The organism is Bordetella petrii, from assembly GCF_000067205.1.
GTDB classification, from domain to species: domain Bacteria; phylum Pseudomonadota; class Gammaproteobacteria; order Burkholderiales; family Burkholderiaceae_B; genus Bordetella_A; species Bordetella_A petrii.
Genome location: NC_010170.1, coordinates 962,179 through 979,626, shown reverse-complemented (window position 1 = coordinate 979,626; position 17,448 = coordinate 962,179). Strand labels below are relative to the sequence as shown.

14 protein-coding genes are annotated in these 17,448 nt (G+C 67.2%); 4 read left to right on the top strand and 10 right to left on the bottom strand.

All coding sequences use genetic code 11. The features are described 5' to 3' along the window. Positions 1–2 precede the first annotated feature (2 nt). Positions 3–1,181, bottom strand: coding sequence for an acetyl-CoA acetyltransferase (locus tag BPET_RS04470; RefSeq protein WP_012247897.1), 1,179 nt, complete (start codon positions 1,179–1,181; stop codon positions 3–5). Between the two features lie 100 nt (positions 1,182–1,281). On the opposite strand from BPET_RS04470, the gene BPET_RS04465 reads away from it, so the two are divergent. Beyond that, positions 1,282–1,842 carry a LuxR family transcriptional regulator gene (locus tag BPET_RS04465; RefSeq protein ID WP_012247896.1) on the top strand — a complete coding sequence of 187 codons (561 nt, stop codon included), beginning with the start codon at positions 1,282–1,284 and terminating at the stop codon, positions 1,840–1,842. Between the two features lie 117 nt (positions 1,843–1,959). Here the strand turns inward: BPET_RS04465 and BPET_RS04460 are convergent, their stop codons facing one another. The 4 genes from BPET_RS04460 to BPET_RS04445 all read right to left on the bottom strand — a co-directional run bounded on the left by BPET_RS04460 (position 1,960) and on the right by BPET_RS04445 (position 5,643). Next, positions 1,960–2,181 carry a glycine zipper 2TM domain-containing protein gene (locus BPET_RS04460; RefSeq protein ID WP_041863514.1) on the bottom strand — a complete coding sequence of 74 codons (222 nt, stop codon included), beginning with the start codon at positions 2,179–2,181 and terminating at the stop codon, positions 1,960–1,962. A 208-nt stretch (positions 2,182–2,389) separates the two neighbouring features. Next, positions 2,390–2,923, bottom strand: coding sequence for an isochorismatase family protein (locus BPET_RS04455; RefSeq protein ID WP_012247894.1), 534 nt, complete (start codon positions 2,921–2,923; stop codon positions 2,390–2,392). A 65-nt stretch (positions 2,924–2,988) separates the two neighbouring features. Next, positions 2,989–4,662: an energy-dependent translational throttle protein EttA gene (gene ettA / locus BPET_RS04450; RefSeq protein ID WP_012247893.1), complete on the bottom strand. Its 1,674-nt coding sequence runs from the start codon at positions 4,660–4,662 to the stop codon at positions 2,989–2,991. 75 nt (positions 4,663–4,737) lie between these two features. Beyond that, positions 4,738–5,643: a DMT family transporter gene (locus BPET_RS04445; RefSeq protein ID WP_012247892.1), complete on the bottom strand. Its 906-nt coding sequence runs from the start codon at positions 5,641–5,643 to the stop codon at positions 4,738–4,740. A gap of 136 nt (positions 5,644–5,779) precedes the next feature. Between BPET_RS04445 and BPET_RS04440 the strand changes: the two genes are divergently transcribed. Beyond that, complete coding sequence (locus BPET_RS04440) at positions 5,780–6,283, top strand: hypothetical protein (RefSeq protein ID WP_012247891.1); 504 nt, start codon at positions 5,780–5,782, stop codon at positions 6,281–6,283. 15 nt (positions 6,284–6,298) lie between these two features. Here the strand turns inward: BPET_RS04440 and BPET_RS04435 are convergent, their stop codons facing one another. Then, on the bottom strand, positions 6,299–7,234 hold the full coding sequence (locus BPET_RS04435) for a glycosyltransferase family 2 protein (RefSeq protein WP_012247890.1): 936 nt from the start codon (positions 7,232–7,234) through the stop codon (positions 6,299–6,301). 250 nt (positions 7,235–7,484) lie between these two features. Between BPET_RS04435 and BPET_RS04430 the strand changes: the two genes are divergently transcribed. Next, entirely contained in the window at positions 7,485–8,408 is a 924-nt protein-coding gene (locus tag BPET_RS04430) for a LysR family transcriptional regulator (protein WP_012247889.1), read from the top strand. A 363-nt stretch (positions 8,409–8,771) separates the two neighbouring features. On the opposite strand, the gene BPET_RS27435 is transcribed toward BPET_RS04430, so the two are convergent. The 4 genes from BPET_RS27435 to BPET_RS04415 form a co-directional block, all read right to left on the bottom strand. After that, positions 8,772–8,900, bottom strand: coding sequence for a hypothetical protein (locus tag BPET_RS27435; RefSeq protein WP_268903484.1), 129 nt, complete (start codon positions 8,898–8,900; stop codon positions 8,772–8,774). Between the two features lie 168 nt (positions 8,901–9,068). Beyond that, complete coding sequence (locus BPET_RS04425) at positions 9,069–10,007, bottom strand: sugar kinase (RefSeq protein ID WP_012247888.1); 939 nt, start codon at positions 10,005–10,007, stop codon at positions 9,069–9,071. Then, the gene (locus BPET_RS04420) at positions 10,000–10,644 is read right to left on the bottom strand and encodes a bifunctional 4-hydroxy-2-oxoglutarate aldolase/2-dehydro-3-deoxy-phosphogluconate aldolase (protein ID WP_012247887.1); all 645 of its coding nucleotides are present in this window, start codon (positions 10,642–10,644) and stop codon (positions 10,000–10,002) included. The genes BPET_RS04425 and BPET_RS04420 overlap by 8 nt, the downstream gene beginning before the upstream one ends. Before the next feature lie 18 nt (positions 10,645–10,662). Next, entirely contained in the window at positions 10,663–11,496 is an 834-nt protein-coding gene (locus BPET_RS04415) for an IclR family transcriptional regulator (RefSeq protein WP_012247886.1), read from the bottom strand. 175 nt (positions 11,497–11,671) lie between these two features. Here BPET_RS04415 and uvrA point away from each other — a divergent pair, with 175 nt between their 5' ends. Next, positions 11,672–17,446, top strand: coding sequence for an excinuclease ABC subunit UvrA (gene uvrA, locus BPET_RS04410; protein ID WP_041862700.1), 5,775 nt, complete (start codon positions 11,672–11,674; stop codon positions 17,444–17,446). Positions 17,447–17,448: the final 2 nt, after the last annotated feature.

Sequence of the window (17,448 nt, the reverse complement as noted above, 5' to 3'; positions counted from 1 at the left end):
GCCTACGCCCGCTTTGCTTCAAGAACCGAGGCGTAATTGGCCACCGCCGCGCCCCCCATGTTGAACACCAGGCCGAGCGACGCGCCGTCGACCTGCATCTCGCCCGCGCGCCCGGTAAGCTGGCGGAAACCCAGCGCATGCATGGACACGCCCGTGGCGCCCACCGGATGCCCCTTGGCCTTCAGGCCGCCAGACAGGTTCACCGGCAGCGCGCCGCCGCGCATGACGGTGCCGTCGTCCAGCACGCGGTGTCCCTCGCCTGCCGGCGCCAGCCCCATGGCTTCGTAGATGAGCAATTCGGCGATGGTGAAGCAGTCGTGCACTTCGGCGAAATCCAGGTCGCGAAGCTGGATGCCGGCGCCGGCCAGGGCGTCGCCGATGGCCTTGCGCGGCCCTTCGAAGGCCAGGAAATCGCGCGCGGACATGGGCAGCAGGTCGCTGACATGCGCCAGGCTGCGCAGGGCGACTTCGCGCGGAAAACTGCGCGCCCGCTCGGCGCTGGCCAGTATGACCGCGGCCGCGCCGTCAGTGACCAGCGAGCAGTCGGTCAGCCGCAGCGGCGGCGCGATCAGGGGATTGCGGTCCGACACCGTGTTGCAGGCCTCGACGTCGAGCGCCCGGTGCATTTGCGCCAGCGGGTTGCGCATGGCATTGCCGTGGTTCTTGGACGCAATGGCGGCCATGGCCGGCAGCGGATCGCGGTAGCGGCGCGTGTATTCTTGCGCGGCCCGCGCGAAGACCTGCGGAAAACTCAGCGCGGCTTCGTCGGCGTCGTTCTGGTAGCCGGCGCCCGCCAGCGCGCGCGTGACGTCGGCCGTGGTGTTGTGGGTCATTTTTTCGGCGCCCACCACCAGCACGATCTCGGCCTGGCCGGCCTGGATGGCCGCCACGCCGGCGGCGATTGCGGCGGCGCCGGACGCGCAGGCGTTCTCGCAGCGCACGGCCGGCTTGAACCGCAGGTCGGGCGAGGCCTGGTGAATGAGCGACGATGCAAAGCCGTCGCTGACCATGCCGGAATTGAAGTGCCCGAGAAAGACCGCGTCGACTTCGCTGGCGGGCACGCCCGCGTCGTCCATGGCTTCGCGCGCCGCGCTGACGATGAGGTCTTCGAGCCTGAGCGCGTCGAGCCGGCCGAATTTGGTGTGGCCGCTGCCGACCAGCGAAACGGTGTGCCTGTTCATGATGCTCCTCCGCATGACGGTTCTTTTGGCATATGATGGGCACTCGCCATACGTACGTCTATAAGTGCACACACGTATCAACATACGTAGTTCTACGCATATGACTGAGACACAACTGGAAGAACTGGCGTTCCGCGAATCGCCCTCGCCGCTGATCATGACCGAGCATCGGCGCATCCTGCGCTGCAACAAGGCGTTCGCGTCGTTGTTCGGCTATTCGGTCGAAGAACTCACCGGCGAGCTCATCCTGAAGCTCTATCCGTGCAGCGCCGACTACTACGAAATCGGCGAACGCTGCCTGAACGCGCTGCGCCACAACACCGCGTATGAAGACGAGCGCTTCATGCAGCATCGCAGCAAAGAAATTTTCTGGGCCCGTGCGCGCGGCGTCACGCTGACGCCGCAAGACCCCTTCAGCCTGATGATCTGGAACTTCGACCGCATCCAGCACCGGCCCAGCAAGACGGCCTCGCTGACGCCGCGCGAACAGGAAATCGCGGGCTTCATCGTCAACGGGCTCACCTGCAAGGAAACCGCATCCGAGCTGGGCATTTCGCACCGCACGGTCGAGGTGCACCGGGGCCGGTTGATGCGCAAGCTCAACGCCAAGAACACCGCCGAACTGGTGTCGCGCATCATTCTCGTCACCAACGGCGAATGAACCGCAGGCCGCGGCCCGCCGTCGCGGGCGGACACTGGGCGGGCAACGCAAAGCAAAGGGCCTGAGCCGGCGCGACGCCGGGCTCAGGCCCTGGGTTGCCCGCGAGACGGGCGCGGCTTACTTGCCGACCTGGTCGCCGATGATGCCGCCTAGCGCGGCGCCCCCCACCGTGCCCAGGACGCCGCCGCCGCTGATCACCGCGCCGGCCACACCGCCGATGGCGGCGCCTCCGACCGTGCTTTTCTGGCGGCGGTTCATGCTGTCCCACGACGAGCATCCCGCGACGGATGCCGCCAACACAATGGCTGTACTGATTTTTGCGAAGGTTCCGATTTTCATCATGATGAGGCTCCTGTTTTTTGTGCCTGGGACAACGCGCTGGAATCAGACTGGGCCAGACAAGCAGGCACTACGGCGTCCCCTACAAACTTTTGAACCTTCAGAATCGCAAAAAGCGCCGCATTGTGCTGTTAGGGATGCCCATAAATTGTATCCATGGGTAGGCCACGGACAGGATAACGGGCGTAGATGTTGCCCGGCGGGCGGCTTATTTCACTAAACGTAACACGTCGCGGAAGCGGGGATGGTCGCAGCTCTCCATCCACTCGAACAAAGCCATTTCGGCGGTGACCACGGTGGCCCCCGCGGCGCGCATGCGGCGCATGCCCGCGTGCTGGTCGGCGGGCCGGCGCGAGCCGACGCCATCGGACACCAGCACTGCTCGGTAATTCAGTTCGAGCAGCCCCACAATGGTTTGCAGCACACAGACATGCGCCTCCCATCCGACCACCAGCACGCTGCGTCGCGCGGCGGGCAACCAGGCATCGAAGCCGGGCTCGCGAGCCGCGGAAAAATGCCGTTTTTGAAATACCGCCTGCGTCAGGCCGCGCAATGGCTCGATGGTGTGGCCCAGGGCGTCGCTGGCGTGCTCGGTGGCGACCACCGGAACATCCAGCAGGCGCGCGCCCTGCGCCAGCCGCTCGACAACTCCGGCCTGCTCGGCGCCGTGCGCGATGGCCGGCATCAGGCGTTCCTGCATGTCGACGATCAGCAGCGTCGAATCGGTGGCTTGCAGCAGCATGGGGGCCTCGTTTCAGTCGTTCGCCGCGCGATGCGCCCCGGCCCGGAAAGGGCCGGGGCACGCCGTTATTTCAGGGCCTTGTAGCGCAGGCGGCGCGGCTTGGCGCCCTCTTCGCCCAGCCGGCGCTTCTTGTCGGCTTCGTATTCCTGGTAGTTGCCGTCGAAGAACACCACCTGCGAATCGCCTTCGAAGGCCAGAATGTGCGTGGCAATGCGGTCGAGGAACCAGCGGTCGTGGCTGATCACCATGACGCAGCCGGGGAATTCCAGCAGCGCGTCTTCGAGCGCGCGCAGGGTTTCCACGTCCAGGTCGTTGGACGGCTCGTCGAGCAGCAGCACGTTGCCGCCGGCGATCAGGGTCTTGGCCAGGTGCAGCCGGCCGCGCTCGCCGCCCGACAACTGGCCGACGATCTTGTTCTGGTCGGCGCCCTTGAAGTTGAAGCGGCCCAGGTATGCGCGCGAGGACATCTCGAACTTACCCACGGTGAGCAGGTCGGCGCCGTCGGACACCGCGTCGAACACGGTCTTGTTGTCTTGCAGCGAATCGCGCGACTGGTCGACGAAAGCCAGCTTCACGGTCTGGCCGATGGCGATGGTGCCCGAATCGGGTTGCTCGCGCCCGGCGATCATGCGGAACAGCGTCGACTTGCCGGCGCCGTTGGCGCCGATGATGCCAACAATAGCGCCCGGCGGCACCTTGAAACTGAGGTTGTCGATCAGCAGGCGGTCGCCATAGGCCTTGCTGACGTTGTTGAACTCGATGACCTCATTGCCCAGGCGTTCGCCCACGGGAATGAAGATTTCCTGGGTTTCGTTGCGCTTCTGGTATTCGTACGAAGACAGCTCTTCAAAGCGCGACAGGCGCGCCTTGGCCTTGGCCTGGCGGCCCTTGGGATTCTGGCGCACCCACTCGAGTTCTTTCTTGATGGTTTTCTGGCGCGCGGATTCGGCGGCTTCTTCCTGCTTGAGGCGCGCTTCCTTCTGTTCGAGCCACGAGCTGTAGTTGCCCTTCCAGGGAATGCCATGGCCGCGATCGAGTTCGAGAATCCACTCGGCCGCGTTGTCGAGGAAGTAGCGGTCGTGGGTAACGCCCACCACCGTGCCCGGAAACTTGTGCAGGAACTGCTCCAGCCATTCGACGCTTTCGGCGTCGAGGTGGTTGGTGGGTTCGTCCAGCAGCAGCATGTCGGGCTTGGACAGCAGCAGCCGGCACAGCGCCACGCGGCGCTTTTCACCGCCCGACAGATTGCCCACCGTAGCGTCCCAGGGCGGCAGGCGCAGCGCGTCGGCGGCGATTTCCATCTGGTGCTCGATGTCGTCGGCGCCACTGGAAGCCGCCGCCGCGATGACGGCTTCGAGCTCGGCCTGCTCGGCGGCCAGCGCGTCGAAATCGGCGTCGGGCTCGGCATACGCCGCGTAGACTTCATCCAGGCGCTTCTTGGCCTGCACCACCGCGCCCAGCCCTTCTTCGACGGCCTGGCGCACGGTGTGGGCCGGATCGAGCTGCGGTTCTTGCGGCAGGTAGCCGATGTTCAGGCCCGGCATGGGCACGGCTTCGCCTTCGATTTCCTTGTCGACGCCGGCCATGATCTTGAGCAGCGTCGACTTGCCCGAGCCGTTCAGGCCCAGCACGCCGATCTTGGCACCGGGGAAAAACGAAAGGGAAATATCGCGCAGGATCTGCCGCTTGGGCGGCACGATCTTGCCAACGCGGTTCATGGTGTAGACGTATTGGGCCATGGGCTCGTATGCAAAAGATGAATCAAGGGGAAGCAATGATTGTAGGCCGGATCGGGCCGCTGCCCTCCTCCCGGGCTAGCGCGGCGCCGTCCGGCGCGGGCGCCACTGCGCCAGGCTGACGCCGGCCAGCGCCATCAGGCCGCCCGCCACGTGGTACGCATGCGGCACCTCGCCCAGCATGACGGCGGCAATGGCCACGGTGGCCACCGGCATCAGGTTCAGGAAAATGCTGGTGCGGTTGGGGCCCAGGTGGCGCACGCCCTGCATCCACAGATAGGGCGCGAACAAAGACGGGAAAATGCCCGCGTACAGCACCAGCGGGATGTTGCCGGCATTCAGCGGCGAGGCCGGGGCCAGCAGAAACGACGGCAACTGCAGCGCGATGCCGAACAGCACCTGCACGTACAGGGACTGCCACATGCCTATCGGCAAAGGCCAGCGGCGCAGCAGCACGCCGTACATGGCGTAAGCCAGCGCCGCCAGCCCCATCAGGGCGTCGCCAAAGCTGCCGCCCACTTCGAGCAGGCGCAGCGGATCGCCCTCGCCCAGCAGCACGCCCAGGCCCGCCAGCGACAAGGCGCCGCCCAGCACCGCCGTGGCCGCGGGGCGCTCGCGCAGCACCAGGCTGCCCAGGATGATCGTGAGCAGCGGCACCATGGCGGTAATGATGCCCATATTGGTGGCGGTGGTGGTGGCGGCCGCGACATAGGTCAGGCCCTGGTACAAGGCCATGCCCAGCGCGCCCAGCACGGCCAGCTTGCCCAGGTGGGGCGCGATGGCGTGCCAGTTGCGCAGTACGCGCGGCAGCGCGAACGGCGTCAGCAGCAGCGCCGCCAGCACCCAGCGGTAGAAGCCGATGGCAGCCGGCTCGATGACGCTGGCCGCCATCTTGGTCACTACCATGTTCAAGGACCAGATCAGCGCCGCCATGAGCGGCAGCAACATATGGCGCGCGGACGGCGCGGGAGAGGCATCGGGCATGAAACAGGCAAAGCGTGAAGCAAAGCCGCGATATTAGCGCCCTGGCCGCCAGGGCCGGGAAACATCGGCGGAAACGCGCGACAATGGCGGCATTCACGCATTTGCGCGGCCCGGCCGCGCCCTGACAGGAATTTTCATGTCCGCTTCCACCCCTACGCCCGCCTCGCCGGGGCACTTCAGCCCGCAAGAACTCGACATGCTGGCCAAGACCGCCGACGCGCTCAGCGCCTATATGGGCAAACCCGTGCTGGCCGAGGTTGTGCTCGGCGACGAGGGCACCGAGTGGGTCACCTTCGGCGTGCCGCTGGCCCAGGGCGCCGTCGCCGACGACCAGCCCCACGTGCAGCTAGGCGGCCCGCAAGCCCGCCTGCTGGGCAATCGCGGCGGCCTGGACCCGGCCGACAACGACGCGTACGACTGCCTGTACCTGTGGGCCGTGCAGATCACCCTGGCCGAGGGCGAGCGCTTCGTGAAGCTGGATCAATCCGGCGAAGAGGCCGCCTGGTCTGATGATCTGGCCGATGTGCTGCCGTTCGCGCTGACCGACGAGCCGCTGCCGGATGATGACGACGACGATGACGAGGACGATGAAGACGAAGATGGCGACGAGGTCGGGCCCGGCGGCCCCGGCCCGCGCTGAGGTCGCGCCGGCCGGCTACGCCAGCCCGCGCCGCCGGTCGCGCCAATACAGCGCGTAGCCCAGCGGCCACATCACGGCCACCAGGGCCCTCGCGGAGGGAACCGTCAGGCGGTAGGCCTGCACGGCGGTAGGCAGGCCGGAATACTTCAGGTCGAGCCGGAACCGCGTGTAGCGCGCGGCGGCCATCAGGAATTCCTTGGGCCGGTAGCGGAACCAGTCCATGTGGTGTTCCAGGATGTCCCAGGCCAGCAGGTACAGGCCCTGCGCATTGTTGCGCACCGACACGGCGCCGCGGCTCAGGCCATCGGGGCTGGGATGGTAGATGCGCACCACCTGGTTGATGCAGCGGTTCAGATAGCCGGCGCGCGCCATGGCCCACCAGATCAGGCTTTCGGGCACGAAGCCTTCCACGTCTTCGGGAAACGGGAAGCGGCGCAAAACGTCGGTGCGCATGCTGCCGAATTTCTCGCCCTTGATGCGATGGCGGAAATACATCTCGACCGCCGACGTATCGAAAACATCCTGAGGAAAGGCGTCGCCCACGATGGTACCGTCGGGGCGGGCGCACAGGCCGGTCACGCCCACATAACCCTCGCGCTGCCCGGGTGCAATAGCGTCCCAGGCTTCTTGCAGGATCTGCAGCGCCCGCGGCGGAATTTCGTCGTCGCTATCCAGCGTGACCACGAACTCGCCGCGCGCCTCGCGCACGCCGCGATTGAATGCGGTTTTCTTGTGGCGGTTTTTCTGCCACACGTAGCGAATGGGGAAATCGGCCTGCGCCTGCCAGGCGAGCACGGCCTCGTGGGTGCGGTCAGTGGAACCATCATCCACGACCAGCCATTCGAAGTCACGACAGGTCTGCCGCCGTAGGGATTCATACACACGGTACAACGTGGCGGCCCGGTTGTAGGTGGGCGTCAGTACCGTGAACATGTGATGCGGGTCACTCATGCGCTGGAGCCGGTTCGCGACAGGACAAACTGCGACGGTCTAAGGCGACGGTCTAATTGATTATGGGTAAAAACAAGGGCTCCAGTGTATGGGATATGCGAGAAACCAACTCATCGAGGCTCGTCCATTTTGCAAACAAATTTGTCTTGTTTTTCCATATTTATACCGAATACGGTAATGGCCCCCGCGTCGCGGCGATCCGGAACTCACGCGGCCGGCGGTAAACTCGGGCGGCTCATACGGAATAGCCATGGAATCCAGTCCCATCCAGTTGAACGATATTGCGCTGTTCGTTGAAGTCGCCCGCCGCAAGAGTTTCAGCATGGCCGCGCGCGCGCTGTCCATGCCGACTTCCACCCTATCGCGCCGCATCGGCCAGTTGGAACAGGCCATCGGATTGCGACTCATCAACCGCAATACGCGGCGCCTGGAACTTACCGACGCCGGCGCGGCATACCTGCGCCGCTGCCAGGGGTTGGTCGACGAGGCGCGTCTCGCGCACGAACAGTTGCTGACGCTGTCGGCGCGCCCACAAGGGCGCCTGAGCATCTCCATTCCCTACAGCATGGCCATCTGGCTGCTGCCCGAAGCGCTCCAGGCGTTCACTGAACGCTACCCCGACCTGGAATGCGAATTCGACCTCAGCCTGAAACCGACCGAGAACTCACAGGGCGGCCCCTTCGATGTCGCGTTGCGGTTCGGCCGCGAGCAAGTGGCGGCCGAGCTTGCCACGGAAGACCCGACGGTGCAGCAAATCGCCACACTGGACAGCTACCTGTACGCATCGGCCGATTATCTGCAGACCCACGGCGAGCCGCGGCAGCCGGCCGACCTGTCGGCCCACGAATGCCTGCGCACGGCCATCGATCGCGAGCATTCGGTATGGACACTGCGCAACGGCGACCGCACCGAGCGCGTCACGGTGCAGGGTTCCATCGCGGGTAACAACATCAGCGTCATCGGCACGCTGTCCGGGCTGGGGCTGGGCATCACGCGGCTGCCGAACTGCCGGGCGCTGGCGCCTATTATTGGCCGCAACGCGCTGCGGCAGATACTGCCCGGCTGGAGCACCGAGCCGCTGCCGGTATTCGCGATTTTCCCGTCGCCCGTGGTGCCGGCCAAGACGCGGGTATTCATGGAATTCCTGCGGCCCTGGCTGGACCCAGCCGACTAAGCCCGGCCGCGCGCTCAGCGCCTACCCTCTCCTGGCGTCGGGCAAAGTCAAGGCCCTGGCGCTGGCCGGCGGACATCGCTCCGAGGCGTTGAAAGACGTGCCCACGCTAGACGAATTGGGCGTGCCGGGCGTGCATGTGCCGCAGGCGTAATAGCGCGGTGCGCACGGCGCCGGGCAGACAGCTGGCGCGGCCTGCTCTGTCTGCCCTGTTTCCCGCGACAGGCGAAAAAAAACCGCCGGAAGACCGGCGGTTTTTTATCAAAGCGGGCAATCAGACCTGTAATACACGCGCGATTACACGCCACGCGCAATTACACGCCCGCAATTACACGCCCGCAATTACACGCCCGCAATTACACGCCATTACACACGCTTGATTTTTTCCAGCATCTTGAACACGCCTTTGGGCGAGTTGACGAACAAGCGCTTGAAAGCCTTGCCCAGGCAACGGCGTTCCAGGGTGTTGCGACGCACGCGTTTGCGCTCAGCCATGATGGTTCTCCGGTAAGGTTCGATGGTGCCCAAACCCGCCCGACGTGCCCGGTGCGGTACCGGGGGCCACAGGCTGGCGGCAAAAACTGGGATAACTCGGCATTCTAGCCCGAAACGGCCTGGCCGCCAAACCGCTACCCCGCCTTCCCGGGCAACGACGGCCGCCGCTCAGCCGGCCGCCCCTCCGTCAGCCAGCAAGGCCCGCACGGCATCGGGGCGCGGCAGCGGCTCGACGGCGCCGTAGCCCGTGGTGGACAGCGCCGCCGCCGCGTTGGCGTAGCGCACGGCGGCCAGCCAGTCGTCGCCGGCGCAGCGCCGCGCCAGCAAGTTGCCGGCGAAGCAGTCGCCAGCGCCGGTGGCGTCCACCGCCTTGACGGCCAGGCCCGGCACCGGGGTACGGGCCTGGCCGTCATCGACCAGCGCGCCGTCCTTGCCCAGTTTCAGCACCACCACGCCGGGCGCGCCGGCGGCGCGAATCCAGTCCAGGGTACGCTGCGGGTCGTCGTGGCCGGTCAGGTGGCGCAGATCGTCAAGGCTGGGCAGGAACAGGTCGGCCATGGCCAGCGCCTCGCGCAGAATGGCTCGCGCGCGCGCCACCGGCCACAGGCGCAGGCGCAGGTTGGAATCCAGGCTCACCTGCCCGCCCGCCTGGCGCGTGCGCCCGATGGCTTCGAACACGGTGTCGCAAGCGCTGGCGCTGATGGCCAGGCTGATGCCCGACACGTGCAGGTAGCGACAGCGCGACAGCGGCGCGCCGTCCAGGTCGGACGGCTGCATGCGGCTGGCCGCCGAATCGCGGCGCAGGTAACTGAATACGTGGCCGTCGGGGCCATGCTGCACGAAATACACGCCGGTATGGGCGTCGGGGTCGACCCGCACGCCCGCGGTGTCGACCTGTTCGCCGCGCAGCAGTTGCAGCAGCTGGTCGCCGAACGCGTCGGCGCCCACCCGCGTCAGGTAGGCGCAGCGCGCGCCCTGCCGCGCGGCCGCGATCACAGCGTTGGATGTGTCGCCGCCAAACCCCTGCAGGTAATGGGGATCGCCGGCGCGGGTCTGGTTGAACTCGATCAGCGGCTCGCCCAGCCCGACGATGTCGAAATCAGCCATGAGCGGCCTCGCGGGTGCGGACGATCTGGCGCACCAGGGCGGCGGTGTCGCGCGCGGCAAAGGCGGCCTTGTCGTACAGGTTGCTGCCGATGCCCACCAGCCCGGCGCCGGCGGCGAAGTATTCGCCCATGTTCTGCTGCGTGACGCCCCCGGTGGGGCAGAACACCGTGTCGGGGAATACGGATTTCAGCGCCGCGAGGTGGCGCGGGCCGCCGGTGTCGGCCGGAAAGATCTTCACGATATCGGCGCCGGCCCGGCGGGCCTCCAGCACTTCGCTGGGAGTGAAGGCACCCAGCAGGCACAGGGCGCCAGCCGCGTGGGCCATTTCGGCAATGCCGGGCACCAGGCCCGGCGCCACCAGGAAATCGGCCCCCGCCACCAGGGCATCGCGCGCCTGGGCTTCATCGAGCACCGTGCCCACCCCCAGCGTCAGCGCGTCGCCATGCTTGTCGCGCAGGGCGCGCACCAGGTCGGTAACGCCGGGAATCGTCCAGGTCAGTTCGAGGGTCTGGCAGCCGGCCTGCACGGCGATCTCGGCGGCATAGCCGGCGGTGGCGGCGTCGGCATAACGCAGCACCGGCACGACGCGGTCGGCCAGCAGGCGCGCCATCGGGATAGAAGCGGAAGAAGAGCTCATGGGTATCTCGCGGCAGGGTTACAAGAGTGGATTGCCCAGCGGCGCGGGCATGCCGGCCAGGCGGGCGGACGCCGCGGCGCGCAGCCGCAGCAGGGGATCGATGCAGGCCGATGGCGGCCGGGCCGGCTGGTGAAAGGCCAGCGTGCTGACGCTGACGCCGGCCACCGCGCGGCCGCTGGCATCGCACAGCGCCACGCCGTAGCAGACGATGCCGGGCTCGTTTTCTTCATTATCTACCGCGTAGCCCTGGCGGCGCACCTGCGCCAGCTCGGCGCGCAGGGCGGCGGCGCCGGCCAGGGTGGCCGGCGTCAGGCGCGGCAGTGGCAGAGCGGCCAGGCGGGCATCGAGCGCGGCCGGCTCGAGCGTGGCCAGGCACGCCTTGCCCACTGCGCTGCAATGCAACGGCAATTGCCCGCCAATGCGCGAAGCCATGCGCACGGCCCCCGGGCCGTCGAGTTTTTCGATATAGACCATGGCGTCGCCAGCCGGCACCGCCAGGTGCACGGTCTGCCCGGTGGCGTCCCGCAGGGCATGCAAGTCTGGCAGCAGGGCCACGCGCAAGTCGAAGCGCGACCAACTGCGGCTGGCCAGGCTGAGCAGGCGCGGGCCCAGCACATAGGTGCCGTCGGGCTGCGCGGCGACCAGGCCGTGTTCGAGCAGGCCCGCCACGATGCGGTACACCGTGGGGCGCGGAAAGCCGCTGCGCGCGGCCAGCTCGGCCATGCCCGGCGGTTGCGCCGCGTCGGCAACATGCTGCAGCACGCACATGAACTTGCCGAAGGCGGCCGTGCCGGCTACGGGCGGATTGCCCGGCGCGGGACTTGCTGAAGGCGTAGAATAGGTTTCGTCCATATTGTGGACAGTAAATTCATAATATAGACATTATCCCTGGCCCGCGCCCTGCTGTCGATGGCGCGCTACCCGGATATCCGGGAATCTGAGATACTGTTTATATATACAGATATTTTCAGCGATATTCTTGTCGCCTTCGGGTCTTCCTCTCCATCGCCCCACGCCTTCCCACGCCATGAGTTCCCACATCCGCATCGTCGGCGCACGCCAGAACAACCTGAAGAACCTGGATCTGACTCTCGCCACGGGCGAGCTGGTGGTCATCACCGGCGTGTCGGGGTCGGGCAAGAGTTCGCTGGCGTTCGACACGCTGTACGCCGAAGGCCAGCGCCGCTACGTCGAAACGTTTTCGCCCTACGCGCGTCAGTTCCTCGACCGCATGGACAAACCCCAGGTCGACCGCATCGAGGGCATCCTGCCCGCCATTGCCATCGACCAGACCAACCCGGTGCGCAGCTCGCGCAGCACGGTCGGCACCATGACCGAGCTGAACGATCATCTCAAGCTGTTGTTCGCGCGCGGCGCCAAACTGTATTGCCGCGGCTGCGGCAAAGAAGTGCGGCGCGACACGCCCGATTCCATCGCGGCCTCGCTGGCGTTGCGCGCGCCGGCGGCCGGCGACCCGCGCCTGGTGGTCACCTTTCCCATCGCGGTGCCGGCCAATTTCACCGAAGAAGAAGTGCGCGGCTTCCTCGAACGGCAGGGCTATACCCGCGTGCACAGCGAAGAAACCGGCCGCGCACGCGCGCCGGCCGCGCGCGGCGGCAAAGGCAAGAACAAAGGCAAGGCTGCCGCCGGCGAAGGCGAGCGCCGCATCCTGCATGTGGTGCAAGACCGCTTCCGCCATTCCAGCGCCGAGCGCGAACGCCTGATGGAAGCGCTGGACACCGCGCTGCGCATGGGCGGCGGCCACATGGCCGTGCACGTGCTCGACGACGACGGCGCCGACGCGCACGTCTGGAAATACAGCGACCGCCTGCACTGCGCCGACTGCGACATCGAATACACCGACCCGCTGCCCAGCAGCTTCTCGTTCAATTCGCCGCTGGGCGCGTGCGAGGCCTGCCGCGGTTTCGGGCGCGTAATAGGCATTGACTACGGCCTGGTCATTCCCGACGAAAACAAGACACTGCGCGAAGGCGCCATCAAGCCCTGGCAGACACCGTCGTTCAAGGAATGCCAGGATGACATGGCCAAGTACGCGCCGCGCGCCGGCGTGCCCATGTCGGTGCCCTGGAAAGCCATGACCGACGCGCAGCGCCACTGGGTGCTGCATGGCGACCCCGACTGGAAAGGCGGCAACAATGCCTGGAAAACCCAGTGGTACGGCGTGCACCGCTTCTTTGCCTGGCTGGAAAGCCGCGCCTACAAGATGCACGTGCGCGTGCTGCTGTCGAAATACCGCAGCTACACGCCCTGCCCCACCTGCCAGGGCGCGCGGCTCAAGCCCGACGCGCTGTTGTGGCGCCTGGGCAGCAAGGCCGAGGCCGACCAGGTGCTGCCGCCTGGCGACGAACGCTACCAGCGCTTCATGCCGGCCGGCGCGTCCTGGAGCCGCGAACAACTCGAATCGCTGGATGGCCTGTCGATCCACGACGTCATGCTGCTGCCCATCGAGCGCGTGCGCACGTTCTTCGATACGCTTTCATTCACCGGCGCGCTCGATGCCGCCGCCGACCTGCTGCTCACCGAAGTGCGCGCGCGCCTGAAATTCCTGTGCGACGTGGGCCTGGGCTACCTCACGCTCGACCGGCAAAGCCGCACGTTGTCGGGCGGCGAGGTGCAGCGCATCAACCTCACCACCGCGCTCGGCACCTCGCTGGTGAACACGCTGTTCGTGCTGGACGAACCCTCCATCGGCCTGCACCCGCGCGACATGCACCGCGTGGTCGAAGTCATGCACCGGCTGCGCAACGCCGGCAACACGCTGGTGGTGGTAGAGCACGACCCGCAGGTCATGGTGGCCGCCGACCGCATCATCGACATCGGCCCGGGTCCCGGCGAGCGCGGCGGCCGCATCGTGTTCGACGGCACGCCGGCGCAACTGCGCGCTTCGCCCACGCTGACCGGCGACTACCTGGGCGGACGCCAGCGCGTCGAGGCGCCGCGCCCCATGCCGGTGGCGGCCAACACGCCGCGCCTGCTGCTGCAAGGCGCCACGGCGCACAACCTGCGCAACGTCTCGGTGGAACTGCCGCTGGGCCGCCTGGTGTGCGTGACCGGCGTATCGGGCTCGGGCAAATCGACCCTGGTGCAAGACGTGCTGTACCCCGCCCTGCTGAAGCACCAGGGCAAGCCTTCCGAAGCGCCCGGCGCCTTCGAGCGCCTGCTGGGCGCCGAGCAGATCGCCGACGTGGTCATGGTGGACCAGACCCCCATCGGCAAGACCGCGCGCTCGAACCCGGCCAGCTACGTGGGCGCCTTCGACGCCATCCGCAAGCTGTTCGCGCAGGCGCCGGTGTCGAAAGAACGCGGCTATACCCCCGGCACCTTCAGCTTCAACAGCGGCGACGGCCGGTGCCCCACCTGCGGCGGCACCGGCTTCGAGCACGTCGAGATGCAGTTCCTGTCCGACGTATACCTGCGCTGTCCCGACTGCGACGGACGGCGCTTCCGGCCCGAAGTGCTGGAGGTGCGCGTCGAGCATCTGGGCAAAAGTGCCTCGATCGACCAGGTGCTGGAAATGACCGTGAGCGAGGCGCTGGAATTCTTCAAGGGGCTGCGCGACGTGCAGACCGGCCTGGCGCCGCTGGCCGACGTGGGCCTGGAATACGTGCGGCTGGGGCAGCCGGTGCCCACCCTGTCGGGCGGCGAGGCCCAGCGCCTGAAACTGGCCGGCCACCTGGCCGAGGCGGCGCGCAGCGGCATCTCGACAGCCAAGGTGGCCAAGAAAGGCAGCCTGTTCCTGTTCGACGAGCCCACCACCGGCCTGCACTTCGACGACGTGGCGCGCCTGATGCGGGCCTTCCGCAAGCTGCTGGCGGCCGGCCACACGCTGCTGGTCATCGAGCACAACCTCGACGTGATCCTCGCGGCCGACTGGCTGATCGACCTGGGCCCCGAAGGCGGCGATGCGGGCGGCCTGGTGGTGGGTGTGGGCACGCCCCAAGACCTGATGGACAACCCGCGTTCACATACTGGCGCCGCGCTGCGCGAATATGCTGTCAGCGTGCTGCCGGGCGATGTGGCGGTCAGCAGCGACGCCGACGCGCAGATCGCCGAGCAGGCCGGGCTGGCCCCGGTCATTGCCGAACCGGTGGCGGTCTACAACGCCGATGCGGGCACGCCGCTGCAATCGGTGATGCGCCGCCGGCGCGAAGCGCGCGCCATCGAGATCCGCAATGCGCGCGAACACAACCTGAAGAACGTCAACGTCGAGATCCCGCACGACAAGTTCACGGTGATCACCGGCGTATCGGGCTCGGGCAAGTCCACGCTGGCCTTCGACATCCTGTTCAACGAAGGGCAGCGGCGCTACCTGGAATCGCTCAATGCCTATGCGCGCGCCATCGTCCAGCCTGCCGGCAAGCCGGATGTGGACGCCATTTTCGGCATACCGCCCACGGTGGCCATCGAACAGCGCACCAGCCGCGGCGGCCGCAAGTCGACCGTGGCCACCATGACCGAAATCCACCATTTCCTGCGGCTGCTGTACGTGAAGCTGGGCACGCAGTATTGCCCCGACTGCCAGGTGGCGGTAGAGCCGCAGAACGCCGACCAGATCGTGGCGCGCCTGCTGCGCGAGCACAAAGGCCAGCACATCGGCCTGCTGGCGCCGCTGGTCACGGCGCGCAAGGGCTATTACACCGACCTGGCCAAGTGGGCCGGCGCCAAGGGCCACACGCACCTGCGGGTCGATGGCGCCTTCATTCCGGTCAGCCCCTGGCCGCGCCTGGACCGCTACAAAGAACACACCATCGAACTGCCGGTGGCCGACCTGGTGGTCGACCCCGACAACGAAGCGGCCCTGCGCCAGGCCGTGAAAAGCGCGCTGGAGCACGGCCAGGGCGTGCTGAGCATGGTGTGGCCGGTAGACAAGCTGCACGAGGCGCTCGACAGCGAACTGCAGCAACAGCATTTCTCGGTCAAGCGCGCCTGCCCGTCGTGCGGCACCAGCTTTCCCGAGCCCGATCCGCGCCTGTTCTCGTACAACTCCAAGCACGGGTGGTGCCCGGGCTGCTTCGGCACCGGCGTGCAACTGCAGAATTTCGACGCCGAGCAGACGGGCGAAGAAAGCGCCTGGAACGCCGGCTACGAAGGCGAGGCCAGCACCTGCACCGTATGCGACGGCGAGCGCCTGAATCGCGTGGCGCGCGCCGTGCGCTGGCGCGACCGCTCCATTGCCGAACTGGCCGCCATGCCGGTATCCGAGGCCCACACGTTCTTCACCGGGCTGGTGGCGCGCGGCCGCGAAGGCGAGATCGCGCGCGACATCCTGGCGGAAATCCGCGGGCGCCTGAACTTCATGAAAGAAGTCGGGCTGGATTACCTGGCCCTGGACCGCGCCGCGCCCACCCTGTCGGGAGGCGAGGCGCAGCGCATCCGCCTGGCCGCGCAGCTGGGCTCGAACCTGCAGGGCGTCTGCTACGTGCTGGACGAACCCACCATCGGCCTGCACCCGCGCGACAACCGCATCCTGCTCGATGCGCTGGCGCGCCTGGAAGGCAACGGCAACACCCTGGTGGTGGTAGAGCACGACGACGACACCATCCGGCGCGCCTCGCACATCATCGACATCGGCCCCGGCGCGGGGGTGCGCGGCGGCCGCGTGGTGGCGCAGGGCAGCGCGCAAGACTTGATCGACGCGCCCGAATCGGTAACCGGCCGCTACCTGGCCAGGCCGCTCGCGCATCCGCTGCACGGGCGCCGCGCCGTGCAGCACGACACGCCCATGATCAAGATCCACGGCGCGCGCCTGCACAACCTGCGCCACGTCGACGCCCGCATTCCGGTCGGCCGCCTGAGCGTGGTGACGGGCGTATCGGGCTCGGGCAAGTCCACCCTGGCGCGCGAAGTGCTGCTCGACAACCTGCTGCAGGCAGTGTCGCAGGGCAAGGCGCCGCGCTGGAACGGTTGCGAGCAGATCACCGGCTGGCAGGCCATCGACCGCGTACTGGAAGTAGACCAGACGCCTATCGGCAAGACGCCGCGCTCGTGCCCCGCCACCTACATCGGCTTCTGGGACGACGTGCGGCGGCAGTTCGCCGACACGCGCGAGGCGCGCATGCGCGGCTGGGGCGCGGCGCGTTTCTCGTTCAACACCGGCGACGGCCGCTGCCCCATCTGCGAAGGCCAGGGCATGCGCACCATCGAGATGAGCTTCCTGCCCGACGTGAAAGTGCCATGCGACGCCTGCAACGGCGCGCGCTTCAACAGCGACACACTGTCGGTGCAGATGCGCGGCAAGAACGCCGGCGAGCTGCTCAACATGGAAGTCGACGACGCGCTGGAGTACTTCACCGCGCACCCCAAGATCCACCGCCCCCTGCAGCTGATGCAGGATGTCGGCCTGGGCTACCTGACGCTGGGCCAGCCCTCGCCCACGCTGTCGGGCGGCGAGGCCCAGCGCATCAAGCTGGTGACCGAGCTGTCCAAGGCGCGCCTGACCGAAGGCGTCATCACCACCGGCCGGGCGTCGCGCATTCCCCATACGCTGTACGTGCTGGACGAACCCACCGTGGGCCTGTCGATGGCCGACGTGGAAAAGCTCATCCACGTGCTGCACCGGCTGGTGGCGGCGGGTAATACCGTGGTGGTGATCGAACACAACCTGGACGTCATTGCCGAGGCTGACTGGCTGCTCGACCTGGGCCCCGAAGGCGGCACGGGCGGCGGCAAGCTGGTGGCCGAAGGCTCGCCCGAGCACGTCATGAGCCTGCGCGACAAATCCCACACCGGCCGCGTGCTGGCGGAGTTCCTGGCGCAGCAGGAAGAAAGCGCGAAGGCATGACG